A 12,457-nucleotide genomic window follows, 5' to 3' on the forward strand; every position below is an offset into this window, starting at 1 on the left:
CTAATGCAGTCGCGATGAAGCGTTGGTTGAGCAAGGCGGAAGAGTCCCTCGGCAACCACAGCGACCGGCTCAACGCGATCAATATCTTTCCCGTCGCCGACGGCGACACGGGCACGAACCTCTACCAGACGGTGCGTTCCGCTGCCCGTGCAGTCAGCGCCGCCGACACGTCCGACCTGGGCGAGTTGCTCGCGCTCGCAGGCCGCGCCGCCATGGAGGATGCCCGTGGCAACTCGGGGACGCTCTTCGCCGTCTTCCTGGCAGCGTTCGCGGAACCGCTCCACGGCACCACCCGCCTCACCTGCTCGCTCTTCGCCTCGTCGCTCCACCGGGCGCAGATCAGGAGCTGGTCCGCGCTCAGCGATCCCGTACCGGGTACCATGCTCTCCGTGCTCGAGGCCAGCGCACAGGGGGCCGCCGAAACAGCCGCCGCGCACGCCGGGGACGACAGCAACCTGACGCTCGCCCTGACGCTCAGGGGTTCGGTGCAGAGTGCGCTGAAAGCAGTGGTGTACACGGAGAGCCAGCTCAAACCGCTCACCGATGCCGAAGTGGTGGACGCGGGCGGCGTCGGCTTCCTGCTGATCCTGGACGCCCTGCGGGCCGCAGCACTCGGCGAGGAGCTGCAGGACGAGCTGCTCGACGGACTGCACGGTTATGACATCCAGGCCCCGCACATCCACAACGGCGGCGATGCGGACGGCGTCGAAGTCATGTGCACCATCAACCTGAGTCCGCTGGACGCCGCCACGCTCCGCCTCCACCTCGACGAGATCGGCGACTCGGTGATCATGAGCGCCGTCACCCAGGTCGAGGAGGGCTACCGCTGGCGCGTCCACGTGCACGTGCCGGAAGCTGCGCCGGCCCTGGCGCTCATCAACGAGGCCGGTAGTCCGGTCAACATCACCGTCACCCAGCTCGCCGCCCCCGGTCCGGGAGCCGGGGCCGGTGACTCCTGACACGGCGCGGTCCACGACCGCCTCGGAACTCGACGCACCGCTGGACCGGCACCTCGGTCCACTGGCGAAGCTGCTCGCCAAACACCTCGGTATCACCACGGTGGGTGAACTGCTCAACCATTTCCCGCGCACCTACCTCAAGCGCGGTGAACTGACGCCCATCGCGGACGTCCCGGTGGACGAGGAGGTGACCCTGATCGCCCGCGTCCAATCCGCCAACTCCCGCAGGATGCGCACGCGCAAGGGGATGCTGCTGGAGGTCGTCATCACCGACGACGCCGAGGGGGGCATCGGCGCGATCAGCCTCACGTTCTTCAACGGCTATGGCGCCGAGCGCGACCTCAAGCCCGGTGTGCGTGCCATGTTCTCCGGCAAGGTCACGGTCTACCGCGGGAAGCTGTCGCTCACCAACCCCGGCTACGTGCTCCTGGACGAGGGGGACGACGATCCGGACTACGTCAACCGGCCCATCCCGGTCTACCCGGCCGTCGAGAAGCTGGGCAGCGAGCGCATTGCGCTGGCCGTCGGCACCATCCTCGACACCCTCCGCCTGTCCGACCTCGACGACCCGGTGCCGGCGTCGATCGCCCGACGCGACAAGCTGATGAGCCTCGCCACCGCCTACGAGCTGGTCCACCGGCCGCAGCAGGTCGAGGACGCCTACCGGGCGCAGCACCGCTTCCGCTACCAGGAGGCGTTCGTCCTGCAGGCAGCCCTGGCCCGCCGTCGGGCACTGGCAGCGCGGGAGGAGGCCACCGCCCGGCCCCGCCGCGAGGGTGGGCTCCTCGACCAGTTCGACGCGAGGCTGCCCTTCACTCTGACGAAGGGACAGCTCGAGGTCGGCGGCACGCTGGCGGAGGACCTCGCCCAGAACCATCCGATGAACCGGCTGCTGCAGGGGGAAGTCGGCTCCGGCAAGACGCTGGTGGCGCTGCGTGCGATGCTCCAGGTCATCGACGCCGGCGGGCAGGCGGCCCTGCTGGCACCGACGGAAGTGCTCGCCGCACAGCATCTCCAGTCCATCACGCGGACGCTCGGTCCGCTCGCCGAGGGCGGGATGCTCGGCGGGGCGATGGACGGAACGCGGGTCGTACTGCTGACGGGATCGATGTCCACGGCGCAGCGGCGGACGTCGCTCCTCGAGGCGGCGTCGGGAGATGCGGGCATCATCATCGGGACGCATGCCCTGCTCTCCGACAACGTGCAGTTCTTCGACCTCGGGCTGATCGTCGTCGATGAGCAGCACCGCTTCGGCGTGGAGCAGCGGGACTCGCTGCGCACCAAGGCCCGCACCTCTCCGCACGTCCTCGTCATGACGGCGACACCTATTCCGCGGACGGTCGCGATGACGGTCTTCGGCGATCTGGAGACCTCGACGCTCTCGGAACTGCCGGCCGGCAGGAGCCCGATTACCACCCACGAGGTCGGCCTGACCGAGCACCCCGGCTGGATCGACAGGATCTGGGCCCGGGCACGGGAGGAAATCGACGCCGGGCGTCAGGTGTACGTGGTGTGTCCGAAGATCGGGGACGACGGCAAGGCCGAGGAGGACGCCCCGGAGGCGCTCTATGGAGAGCCGCAGGGAGAGAAGAAGGCCGGCGGGCAGCAGGAACTGACCAGTGTGGTGGGGTTGTTCGAGTCGCTGGCAGACATACCCCAGGTGCGGGGCGTCGTCAGTGGCATGCTGCATGGTCGGATGGATCCACAGGACAAGGCCGACGTCATGTCGCGCTTCACCGACGGCACCGTCCAGTTGCTCATCGCCACGACCGTGATCGAGGTGGGCGTCGACGTCCCCAATGCGACCCTCATGGTCATCATGGACGCAGACCGTTTCGGCATTTCGCAGTTGCACCAGTTGAGGGGCCGCATCGGCCGGGGCGGGCACGCGGGAACCTGCCTCCTGGTCACGAAGCTCGAGCCCGAGCACCCGAGCCGCGAGCGCCTGTCCGCCGTCGCGTCGACGACCGACGGGTTCGAGCTCTCGCAGAAGGACCTCGAGCTGCGGCGGGAGGGGAACATCCTCGGGGCCTCGCAGTCGGGTGGACGCTCCGCCCTCCGGTTCCTCAAGATCACCCAGCACGGCAAGGTGATCGAGAAGGCCCGCAGCGACGCCCAGGAGATCGTTGCGGGTGATCCGGACCTGAAGGGGTACCCGGGACTCTCGCTGGCCATCGAGCTGTACCTCGACCCGGAAAAGGAAGCATTCCTCGAGAAGGGTTAGCATCCCTTCGCCCCGCATCTGAGGATGTAGCATCGGATATATGACGCAGCTACGGATAGCAGACGCGGCCCGATACCTCGGAGTCAGCGACGACACCGTCCGCCGGTGGATCGACAGCGGTGTGCTCAGGAGGGCGAAGGACGCTGCGGGTAGGTCGGTGGTCGATGCGTTCGAGCTGGCGACGCTCGCGCACCGGAACGCCGTCCTGCCGGGAGACCCGTCGGACATCGGGCGATCCGCCCGCAACCGGTTCGTCGGCATCGTGACCGATGTCCTGCAGGACAAAGTCATGGCGCAGGTCGAGCTCCAGTGCGGGCCGCACCGCGTGGTGTCCCTCATGAGTAGTGAGGCAGTCCGTGATCTCGGCCTGGAGAAGGGATCAATTGCCATCGCCGTCATCAAAGCGACCACCGTCATCATCGAGACCCCGGCAGGAAGGGCATGACCAGGAGCGGGCGTACCCGGAACTCCTGCCACCTCGTCCTCACAGCCATCGGCGTCGTCGTGCTCACCGCCACGGGGTGCGGAACCGGCGAACCGGGCGCGGCGGGCAGCGGTGGGCAGGCTGACGCGGTCGACGGGAGCATCACCGTGTTCGCCGCAGCCTCGCTGAAGGAGACGTTCACCGAGCTCGCCGAGCGGTTCGAGGACGAGTACCCCGGGACCGACGTGACGCTCAACTTCGCTGGGTCGTCGGACCTCGTCACCCAGATCATCGAGGGCGCGCCCGCCGACGTCCTCGCTTCCGCCGACACGCGCACCATGGGCAAGCTGGCCGACGACGGACTCCTCGCGGGACCGGCGGTCGATCTCGCGACGAACATCCTCCAGTTGGCCGTGCCGCCCGACAATCCCGCGGGCATCGCAACACTCGCGGACGCCGCGCGATCCGGCGTGAAGACGGTCGTGTGTGCAGCCCAGGTACCCTGCGGAACAGCTGCGGCAGCGGTGGAGGAGGCCGCAGGCGTGGACCTCACGCCGGTCAGCGAGGAGTCCTCCGTGACGGACGTGATCGGAAAGGTCACCTCCGGTGAGGCGGACGCCGGTCTCGTCTACGTGACCGACGTGCTGGCAGCGGGTGACGCGGTGCTCGGCATCAATTTCCCCGAGTCGTCGGGTGTCGTCAACACCTACCCGATAGCGTCGCTGGCCGACAGCGGCGAGGCCGCGACCGCGCAGGCCTTCGTCGATCTCGTAACGGGTGACGAGGGTACGGCGGTGCTGCAGGCGGCGGGTTTCGGTGCGCCCTGATGCCGGCCGCGGGCGGTCGGCCACCCGTGGACGGCACAACGCATGAACACCGCGGCCCTTCCGCGCTGGGTGGTCGCGGTCGCCGTCGTCGGGGGACTTTTCCTGGTCCTGCCGCTGGTGGCCATGGCCCTGCGCGTCGACTGGCCGCGCTTCGTACCGCTCGTCACCTCCGACAGCGCGCGGGCGGCCCTCCTCCTCAGCCTGAGGACGTCGCTCTCCGCGACGGCCGTCTGCGTCATCGTCGGCGTTCCCATGGCCCTCGTCCTCGCCCGGACGTCCTTCCGCGGCCAGCGCCTCGTCAGGTCCCTGGTGCTCCTGCCGCTGGTCCTCCCGCCCGTCGTCGGCGGCATCGCCCTGCTGTACACCTTCGGCCGGCGAGGGCTGCTCGGCAGCAGCTTCTCCGCGCTGGGAATCGACATCGCGTTCTCGACGACGGCCGTCGTCATGTCACAGGCGTTCGTGGCCCTCCCATTCCTCGTACTCAGCCTCGAGGGTGCCCTGCGGTCCGTGGGAACGCGCTACGAGGCCGTCGGCGCGACCCTCGGAGCCGGTCGCTGGACGGTGCTCCGGCGGATCACGCTGCCCCTGGTCCTGCCGGGCCTCGTGTCCGGCGCCGTCCTCTCGTTCGCCCGCGCGCTGGGTGAGTTCGGCGCGACCCTGACGTTCGCCGGCAGTCTCGAAGGCACCACGAGGACCCTGCCGCTCGAGATCTATCTCCAGCGCGAGACCGATCCGGACGCAGCCGTGGCGCTGTCCCTCATCCTCGTCGTCGTCGCCATCGCCGTCGTCGGAGTCGCACACCGGGTCCGGCCGCTGGACCGCCTCGCGGTGACCGCGGCCGGGACGCCCCCGGGTCGTGCACCGGAGGCGATGCGCTGATGGTGTTGTCGTTCGACGCGACCCTTGCCGACCGGGACTTCGACGTGTCCTTCGAGCTGGCCGAGGGGGAGACGCTCGCGGTACTCGGTCCCAACGGAGCGGGCAAGTCCACGCTGCTCGACCTCGTGGCCGGTCTGCTGGCTCCGTCCGAGGGCCGGGCCGGACTGGACGGATCAGTGCTCTTCGACGTCGGCCCCGGTCGTCGCGTCCTCACCGAACCCCGCGGACGGGGGGTGTCACTCCTCGCCCAGGAGGCACTCCTGTTCCCGCATCTCTCGGTCCTGGAGAACGTGGCGTTCGGACCCCGTAGCCGAGGGGTGCACCGGACCACCGCCCGCGTGACGGCATTGCACTGGCTCGAGCGCGCGGGCATCGGGGATCTGGCGGGCCGCAGGCCCGCGCACCTGTCAGGCGGTCAGGCACAGCGGGTCGCCGTCGCGCGCGCACTCGCCGCCGGTCCCTCCCTGCTCCTGCTGGACGAACCGCTCGCGGCCCTCGACGTGAGCGTTGCCCCGGCCATCCGGACCCTGCTCCGGGACGTCCTGGCGGAGCGGTCGGCGATCATCGTGACGCACGACCCGCTCGACGCCTTCCTGCTCGCCGACCGCGTCCTCATCCTCGACGGCGGACGGGTGGTCGAGTCCGGCAGGACGGGCGAAGTCCTCACACGCCCGCTGACCGCCTTCGGTGCCCGGCTCGCCGGCCTGAACCTGGTGCCGGGACGGCGGTCGACATCGGGGTTCGTCGGGGTGAACGGCCTGCACGTACCGCTCGGTCCTCCTGTGGCCCAGGGCACGGACCTCGGCCTCGCCGTGCGGCCCGCGCAGGTAGCCGTGACCCTCCAAGCCGTTTTGGCGCCGGGGACGAGCTGCATCAGGGCTGCGGTCGACGACGTCGAACACCGCGGTGACGTGGTGCGGGTCCACGCCGCGGGTATGGCCGCGGACATGGCCCCCATCGACGTCGTCACGCTGGACGTCGTTGCGGGGGCCCAGGTCTTCCTCACCGTCCGTCATGCGGACGTGGCCGTCTATCCCGTCAACCGTCCGTCGCTGCCCGGACCGGTTCCGGGCGCGCCCCTGACGGGCGATAGAGTCGATCCATGACGCGTATCATCGCTGGAGCCGCAGGTGGCTCGACCCTCGTCAGCGTCGAAGGCAACGGCACCCGGCCGACGTCGGACCGCGTGAAGGAGGCGCTCTTCTCACGCCTCGAGTCCTACGGGGTGCTCCATGGAGCGCACGTGCTCGACCTCTATGCGGGGTCGGGGTCCCTCGGCGTCGAGAGCGCGAGCCGGGGAGCGGCAACCGTGGACCTCGTCGAATCCGCCGACCGCGCCGCGATGGTGGCCCAGAAGAACGCCGACCTCGTGAATCGGGTGCTCGGCTGGACGGCCGTGCGGGTGCACCGGTCCAAGGTGGAGACTTACCTCGACCGCGTCGCGCCGGAACTGACCTGGGACCTCGTCCTGATGGACCCGCCCTACACGGTGGACGCCAACGGCGTGATCGCCGTCCTGGAGGCCCTCGAATCGCGACTGGCGGAAGGCGCCGTGGTCGTGGTGGAACGGTCCGCCCGGACGCCGGAGCCCCCGTGGCCGGCCTGGCTCGAACGGTTCTCGGACAAGAAGTACGGCGAGACGCGCCTGTGGTTCCTGGAGCCCGCGACCGCCTGAGCCAGTGCGGTCCGGTGTCCTGACGCCGCGGCATACGGACCCGGCGCCCCTCGCCTCCTGCCGTCAGGGATGCCGCCCGGGGGCGCGGTGCCGGTTCGCACGCCGGCACCGCGCCGGTATCGGGGACTAGGCCTTGCGCGTGCGGACCAGGGCCGTAGCTCCGGCGGCCAGACCGAGCAGTCCGGCGACGAGCCCTATCCAGCCGACCGCCGAAGCCGAGCTGGAGGACGCCTGCTCGGCGTCGATGGCCTCAGGGGTCTCGGCAGCGGCGGCAGCGCCTCCGTGGGCGGCATCGCCCTCGACCGCGGCCGTCGTCACGAACGACGGCGCCGGCTTGTCCGGCTCCTCGGCACCTTCGACGGTCTCCTGGTCCCAGGCGACCACCTCGCCGTCGGTGTAGGACTGCGTTGCCGGGAGCACCACCATGGAACCGGCTTCGGGCAGGCGTCCGACGGAGATCGAGAACGTCTGGTATTCCTGCTGCGAGATCTCCGAGCCGGCCTCCGCCGTCCAGACCACGGACAGGGGACCCTCGGTGAGGGTAGCGCCGTCGGCAGTGGTGACAGGTTCCGGCAGGGTGCCGGTGACCACGTCCGCCGTCCAGCCCTCCACAGGCTTCACGCGGACGGACGTGAAGGGCTGCTCCGTGGGGAGTTCGATCTCGAGCTTGTTGGTCGCTGCGGTCTCCGACTCGCTGGGGACGCTGAACGTGAGTTGCGAGTAGCCGTCCTCGGTGGTGGATGCCGGTGTGACGGTGACGTGTGCGCTGGCGGCACCGAGGCCGAAGGCCATGAGCCCGGCGGTCGCAAGGGCGACGGCGGACGTCGTGAGGACGGGGCGGTTTCGCTGGGGGGTGTTCGATGACATGGGATTGCCTTCCGGGGTGCGCTCGACTGCGGCCACGACGGCGGGGTCGAGCAGCGGGAAATTGGGTCAGGAAGATCGCTGGTGCCGACCTGCCACCCGAGACCCTTCGGATCTCCGATTCAGGCGGCCAGGGCCAGAAGACGTGGCGGACCCCGCAGCGTGGGAACCCGGGTGTGTGCGGACCGTGGTGCAACCGGCGTCGGCACGGCCAGCACCGACGGACGGTGCGGAGTGTCAGGCAGGAGGACGACGGAGGGAAGAACGAGGAGCGGCCGGAGCCAGGCGCGGAGCGAGGTGAGGGCCGTCTCGCTCGTCGACGCCGCAGCCGCGAGGACGACTGTCGCCAGAGCGTGCAGCAGGATCATCAGCGCGCCGCCGGACGCTCCGGCCATCGAGTCCTGGGCCACGGGCGAGCAGGCGAGCTCGAAGGCGGCATGATGACCCGGCCCGGCCGCGGAGCTCTGGCAGACGGCAGGAACGGCGGTCATGGAGAAGAGCGCGTGCACCAGCCACTGTCCGGCTCCCATGCTGAGCAGTGCCGAACGGAACGAGACCGGGCGCCGTGCGAGCAGCATCATCGGGAGGAGGAGGAGCATGCCGAGCAGGAGGATCACGGCGGGAGCGGGCAGATGTCCGGCGGCGGCCACGTGCGAGGCGGAGGACACCGACAGGATCAGCGACACGAGGACGAGGGAGCGCAGATAGGGGAGACCGGCGTCGTCCATGCCAGTTCTCCTCCCCGTCAGGACCTGTGGTGCTGCGACGCCGCTCTCGTGTCGACGCTCTTCCTCCACAGGGTACAGGCGGACCCGTGCCGCCTTCCTGCATCTACTTCGCGCGCCGGGCACATCCGGATGGCTCCTTCACCCCGACCCTGCAGGACGACCGACCGCAGGCTTTCGCTCCCGACTCTCCGCGCATGGACGGGCCGGCCCTTGCGCGGAGCGGACCCACGGCGAGGGGCGAGCACGTATGTGCTAGCTCCCGCCCGGTTGCTCGAAGTCTGCGCGGGCCGGACCCGCGAGGACTGCGGCGGGGTGGGGTCCGGCAGCGAGGAGGGCGGTGGTCCAGGCATCCGGCCAGGCGCTGCGGCGTGCCGCGACGATGACGTTGCCCGCGCGGCTGCCATCGACCATCCCGGCTTCGGTCAGGACCGCCGTCGCCACGGCGAGGGACGCGAGTTGCCTGCTCTGTGCGCGGGCGAACGTCAGGGGTGGATCGTCGCCGACGTTGACCAGGACCACGCCGTCGTCAGCACAGATGCGCAGCAGGTGCGCCGCGAAATCGGCCGACGTGAGGTGGGCGGGCGCGTCCGCTCCGGCGAAGATGTCGAGCACGACGGCATCGAAGGCCCCGTCCGCCTGTTCGAGGACGACGTCCGCGGCGTCACCGATGATGATCTCGCACGCCGTGCCGTCGGGCAGCGGCATCTCGGCGAGGACCAGGGCGATGAGGTCGGCCTCGAGGTCGACGGCCACCTGGGACGATCCGGGACGCGTCGCCTGCACGTACCGCACGAGCGTCAGCGCCCCCGCGCCGAGGTGCAGGACCCGCAGGGGAGCTCCCGGAGTCGAGAGCAGGTCGATGACGTGGGCAATGCGCTGGAGATACTCGTAGAACACCCGATCGGGGTGGGCCATGTCCACATGCGACTGCTGGGCGCCGCCGATACTGAGAATCAGTGCACCCTCGATATGGGCGTCCTCGTCGATCTCCGCATACGCGCCGGCACCAGGGAGCCAGGACGTGGGTACCTCGAACTCCTCTGCTGCGGGAGGTCCTGTTCCCGGTTCATCGGTCACACGTGTTCCTTCAGGGTGGCCAGGCGCCGGGCGCCCTCCTCGATCACGTCGAACTTCTTGCAGAAGGCGAAGCGGAGCAGGGACCGCGTGCGCAGGGCACCTTCCTCGTGGCAGAACATCGCCACGGGGATCGCCGCGACTCCGATGAGCGACGGCAGGCGCCGAGCCAGCGCCGTGGCGTCCTCGATGCCCAGCGGCGCGGCATCGACCATGGTGAAGAAGGTGCCTTCCGGTTCGAAGACCTTGAAACCTGCTGCCCTGAGTCCCTCGCCGAGCAGGTCGCGCTTCCGGCGGAGTGTCGACGCCGCGGTGGTGTAGAACGCGTCCGGTAGTCCGAGCCCCAGCGCGACGGCGCCCTGGAACGGTGTCCCGGACGTGTAGGTGAGGAACGTCTTGATGGTGCGGACCTGGGCCACGAGCCGGGCGGGCCCGGTGAGCCAGCCGACCTTCCAGCCGGTCACGGAGAAGGTCTTGCCGGCGGAGGAGATCGTCAGGGTGCGTGCAGCGGCTCCGGGCAGGGTCGCGACCGGCACGTGCTCGGCCCCGAACGTCAGGTGCTCGTACACCTCGTCCGTCACGATGATGGCATCATGGCGCTCCGCCAGCCGGACGATCAGCTCCAGGGTCTCGCGCCGGAAGACGCTGCCCGTCGGATTGTGGGGGTTGTTGACGACGATGATCCTCGTCCGGTCGGTGAACGCGGCTTCGAGTGCGGCGGCGTCGGGCTGGAAGTCCGGTGCCAGTAGCGGCGAGGTCGTATGCGTGGCGCCCGAGAGGCCGATCACGGCTCCGTAGGAGTCGTAGAACGGCTCGAACGTCAATACTTCATCACCCGGGCCGGCGAAGGCGAGGATCGCCGCGGCGATGGACTCGGTCGCCCCCGTGCTGACGATCACCTCAGTGTGCGGATCCACGGTGAGGCCGTAGAACCGCTCCTGGTGCGCGGCGATCGCGGAACGAAGGACCGGCAGTCCCTGGCCCGGGGCGTACTGGTTGGCTCCGTCGGCGATGGCCGATCGAGCGGCGTCCAGGATCTCCCGCGGTCCGTCCTCGTCCGGGAACCCCTGGCCCAGGTTGATGGCCGAGTGCTTCTGGGCGAGGGCGGTCACTTCTTCGAAGATGGTGATACCGAGTCCGCCGTCGCTGCCGAGCAGGTTCGCTCCGCGTGCGGCCCTCGTCCACGGGGCGGCCCCCGTGTCCCGCGGTACCCTTCGCTGCGCATCAGTCGTCATGACTCAAGTATCGCGGGTCCTGCCCTGTGCGCGACCGGTCGACGACGGCGGAGCCGCCGGTGGACGGGGCGATACGGCGGTCCCGCGTGGGACTGGGTACCGTGGACGCATGAGCCGCGCCGTCTGCCCCGGATCGTTCGATCCCCTCCACAACGGACACATCGAGGTCATCGGTCGTGCCGCCCGGCTCTTCGACGAGGTACTCGTCGCGGTGTCGACGAACTACTCGAAGAAGTACCGGTTCGGTATCGACCAACGCCTCGCTTTCTGCGCCGACAGCCTGTCGCATCTGCCGAACGTCCGCGTGGTCCGGATGGGTGCCGGTCTCGTGGCGGATTTCTGCAGGGAGAACGGGGCGACGGCGCTCGTCAAGGGCCTTCGGTCCGGCCTGGACTTCGACTACGAGGTGCCCATGGCCACTATGAACCGGCACCTGGCCGACGTCGACACGGTCTTCCTGCCCACGGGCACCGCGTTCGCCCACGTCTCCTCGACCCTGTTGAAGGAGGTCGCAGCTCTCGGCGGTGACATCCGTCCGTTCGTGCCGGAAGCCGTCCTGCGGCAACTCGTACCGGCGGTCGACGACGACGTTCCCTCCACCGGTGGTGGACCATCGTCCTAGGTCGGTACACGCCGGCGCTGCACCGGCGTTTTGGGCATGCCCGCCATATCAGGCTAGGATGGTACGTCGGTCATATGTTCTACAGGAGTCACCATTAAAAGCGATCTCAGTTCGCCTTTGACATTCAGTGTCAAGGATCTCGGACGCAGTCCGGGTAGCATGCGGACACTCGAGGAACATGTACCGGCGCCGAAGGATTTCGGCGTGGCGCTGATCGGCGTGCAGGAGGGTTCCGACATGGAGCTCGAGCTGCGCTTCGAATCCGTGTACGAGGGAATCCTGGTGTCGGGAACGGCAAACGTCGAGGTAACCGGCGAGTGCGGCCGTTGCCTGGAGCCACTGCGGTTCGACCGCGAGGTGGATATCCAGGAACTCTTCTTCTACAGCGACTCCGAGTCGCTGTCGGTAGAAGAGGAAGAAGAACAGCACAGGGTGGAGAACGATTCGGTCGCTCTGGAGCCCGTGCTGAGGGATGCAGTGGTCACATCACTGCCATTCCAGCCGGTGTGCCGGGAGGATTGCCAGGGCTTGTGCTCCGAATGCGGAGCCCAACTCAACGACGATCCGGACCACCACCACGAAGTTCTGGATCCTCGCTGGTCAGCCCTCGCCGGGTTGGCAGGCACCGCCGCTGAGAATGATGCGGCACCCAAGTCAGAGTCAGACGAGAGAGAAGAGATTTAGCCGTGGCTGTCCCGAAACGGAAGATGTCCCGCGCGAATACCCGCGCACGCCGGTCCCAGTGGAAGGCAACCGCCCCCAAGCTGGTCAAGACCCTCGAGAACGGCCGCATCACCTACAGCCTTGCGCACCAGGCCAAGGTCGTCACCGACTCGGCCGGCACCCCGCTGTTCCTCGAATACAAGGGCCGCAAGGTAGCCGACGTCTAACAACGGACGTGTCCATGACGCGCCAGGCGCAGCGGTGGACGTTCGTTCGATACTGG

At 69.0% G+C, this 12,457-nt stretch carries 14 protein-coding genes; 10 read left to right on the forward strand and 4 right to left on the reverse strand.

Features of this window, described 5'->3' with window-relative positions; all coding sequences use genetic code 11:
- The first annotated feature begins 14 nt into the window (after nt 1-14).
- From RCH21_RS02295 to rsmD, 7 genes are read left to right on the forward strand one after another with little or no spacing between them, the layout of a single operon-like run.
- A complete protein-coding gene (locus tag RCH21_RS02295; RefSeq protein ID WP_120147851.1) occupies nt 15-959 on the forward strand; it encodes a DAK2 domain-containing protein in 945 nt (314 codons plus the stop codon).
- The gene (locus RCH21_RS02300; RefSeq protein WP_326963030.1) at nt 949-3,183 is read left to right on the forward strand and encodes an ATP-dependent DNA helicase RecG; all 2,235 of its coding nucleotides are present in this window, start codon (nt 949-951) and stop codon (nt 3,181-3,183) included. The genes RCH21_RS02295 and RCH21_RS02300 overlap by 11 nt, the downstream gene beginning before the upstream one ends.
- Before the next feature lie 40 nt (nt 3,184-3,223).
- Nucleotides 3,224-3,628, forward strand: a complete 405-nt coding sequence (locus RCH21_RS02305) for a TOBE domain-containing protein (RefSeq protein WP_120147849.1) — start codon at nt 3,224-3,226, stop codon at nt 3,626-3,628.
- Nucleotides 3,625-4,434 (forward strand): molybdate ABC transporter substrate-binding protein, encoded by an 810-nt coding sequence (gene modA / locus RCH21_RS02310; protein ID WP_326963031.1) that lies wholly within the window; start codon nt 3,625-3,627, stop codon nt 4,432-4,434. Before RCH21_RS02305 ends, modA begins: the two co-directional genes overlap by 4 nt.
- Nucleotides 4,435-4,476: 42 nt before the next feature.
- Nucleotides 4,477-5,313 (forward strand): ABC transporter permease, encoded by an 837-nt coding sequence (locus tag RCH21_RS02315; protein ID WP_326963032.1) that lies wholly within the window; start codon nt 4,477-4,479, stop codon nt 5,311-5,313.
- Nucleotides 5,313-6,419, forward strand: coding sequence for a sulfate/molybdate ABC transporter ATP-binding protein (locus RCH21_RS02320; protein ID WP_326963033.1), 1,107 nt, complete (start codon nt 5,313-5,315; stop codon nt 6,417-6,419). The genes RCH21_RS02315 and RCH21_RS02320 overlap by 1 nt, the downstream gene beginning before the upstream one ends.
- Nucleotides 6,416-6,988 carry a 16S rRNA (guanine(966)-N(2))-methyltransferase RsmD gene (gene rsmD / locus RCH21_RS02325; protein ID WP_326963034.1) on the forward strand — a complete coding sequence of 191 codons (573 nt, stop codon included), beginning with the start codon at nt 6,416-6,418 and terminating at the stop codon, nt 6,986-6,988. Before RCH21_RS02320 ends, rsmD begins: the two co-directional genes overlap by 4 nt.
- A gap of 126 nt (nt 6,989-7,114) precedes the next feature.
- On the opposite strand, the gene RCH21_RS02330 is transcribed toward rsmD, so the two are convergent.
- From RCH21_RS02330 to RCH21_RS02345, 4 genes are all read right to left on the reverse strand, one after another.
- Nucleotides 7,115-7,855, reverse strand: a complete 741-nt coding sequence (locus RCH21_RS02330) for a YcnI family copper-binding membrane protein (protein WP_326963035.1) — start codon at nt 7,853-7,855, stop codon at nt 7,115-7,117.
- Nucleotides 7,856-7,974: 119 nt separating this feature from the next.
- Nucleotides 7,975-8,580, reverse strand: coding sequence for a hypothetical protein (locus RCH21_RS02335; RefSeq protein ID WP_326963036.1), 606 nt, complete (start codon nt 8,578-8,580; stop codon nt 7,975-7,977).
- A 252-nt stretch (nt 8,581-8,832) separates the two neighbouring features.
- Nucleotides 8,833-9,657: a spermidine synthase gene (locus RCH21_RS02340; protein ID WP_326963037.1), complete on the reverse strand. Its 825-nt coding sequence runs from the start codon at nt 9,655-9,657 to the stop codon at nt 8,833-8,835.
- The gene (locus tag RCH21_RS02345) at nt 9,654-10,889 is read right to left on the reverse strand and encodes an aminotransferase class I/II-fold pyridoxal phosphate-dependent enzyme (RefSeq protein ID WP_326963038.1); all 1,236 of its coding nucleotides are present in this window, start codon (nt 10,887-10,889) and stop codon (nt 9,654-9,656) included. The genes RCH21_RS02340 and RCH21_RS02345 overlap by 4 nt, the downstream gene beginning before the upstream one ends.
- Before the next feature lie 109 nt (nt 10,890-10,998).
- On the opposite strand from RCH21_RS02345, the gene coaD reads away from it, so the two are divergent.
- The 3 genes from coaD (at nt 10,999) to rpmF (ending at nt 12,401) form a co-directional block, all read left to right on the forward strand.
- Complete coding sequence (gene coaD, locus RCH21_RS02350; RefSeq protein WP_326963039.1) at nt 10,999-11,511, forward strand: pantetheine-phosphate adenylyltransferase; 513 nt, start codon at nt 10,999-11,001, stop codon at nt 11,509-11,511.
- A gap of 117 nt (nt 11,512-11,628) precedes the next feature.
- On the forward strand, nt 11,629-12,195 hold the full coding sequence (locus RCH21_RS02355) for a YceD family protein (RefSeq protein WP_326963040.1): 567 nt from the start codon (nt 11,629-11,631) through the stop codon (nt 12,193-12,195).
- A 2-nt stretch (nt 12,196-12,197) separates the two neighbouring features.
- Entirely contained in the window at nt 12,198-12,401 is a 204-nt protein-coding gene (gene rpmF / locus RCH21_RS02360) for a 50S ribosomal protein L32 (RefSeq protein WP_120147839.1), read from the forward strand.
- The last annotated feature ends 56 nt before the right edge of the window (nt 12,402-12,457 follow it).

It is taken from the genome of Arthrobacter sp. PL16 (genome assembly GCF_035985055.1).
GTDB lineage: Bacteria > Actinomycetota > Actinomycetes > Actinomycetales > Micrococcaceae > Arthrobacter_D > Arthrobacter_D cheniae.

What these genes read in the sequence shown, in the direction of transcription:
- rsmD (WP_326963034.1), top strand. Translation starts at nt 6,416, where the DNA reads ATGACGCGTATCATCGCTGGAGCCGCAGGTGGCTCGACCCTCGTCAGC.
- RCH21_RS02305 (WP_120147849.1), top strand. Translation starts at nt 3,224, where the DNA reads ATGACGCAGCTACGGATAGCAGACGCGGCCCGATACCTCGGAGTCAGC.
- modA (WP_326963031.1), top strand. Translation starts at nt 3,625, where the DNA reads ATGACCAGGAGCGGGCGTACCCGGAACTCCTGCCACCTCGTCCTCACA.
- RCH21_RS02320 (WP_326963033.1), top strand. Translation starts at nt 5,313, where the DNA reads ATGGTGTTGTCGTTCGACGCGACCCTTGCCGACCGGGACTTCGACGTG.
- coaD (WP_326963039.1), top strand. Translation starts at nt 10,999, where the DNA reads ATGAGCCGCGCCGTCTGCCCCGGATCGTTCGATCCCCTCCACAACGGA.
- RCH21_RS02345 (WP_326963038.1), bottom strand. Translation starts at nt 10,889, where the DNA reads ATGACGACTGATGCGCAGCGAAGGGTACCGCGGGACACGGGGGCCGCC.
- RCH21_RS02335 (WP_326963036.1), bottom strand. Translation starts at nt 8,580, where the DNA reads ATGGACGACGCCGGTCTCCCCTATCTGCGCTCCCTCGTCCTCGTGTCG.
- RCH21_RS02330 (WP_326963035.1), bottom strand. Translation starts at nt 7,855, where the DNA reads ATGTCATCGAACACCCCCCAGCGAAACCGCCCCGTCCTCACGACGTCC.
- RCH21_RS02295 (WP_120147851.1), top strand. Translation starts at nt 15, where the DNA reads ATGAAGCGTTGGTTGAGCAAGGCGGAAGAGTCCCTCGGCAACCACAGC.
- RCH21_RS02315 (WP_326963032.1), top strand. Translation starts at nt 4,477, where the DNA reads ATGAACACCGCGGCCCTTCCGCGCTGGGTGGTCGCGGTCGCCGTCGTC.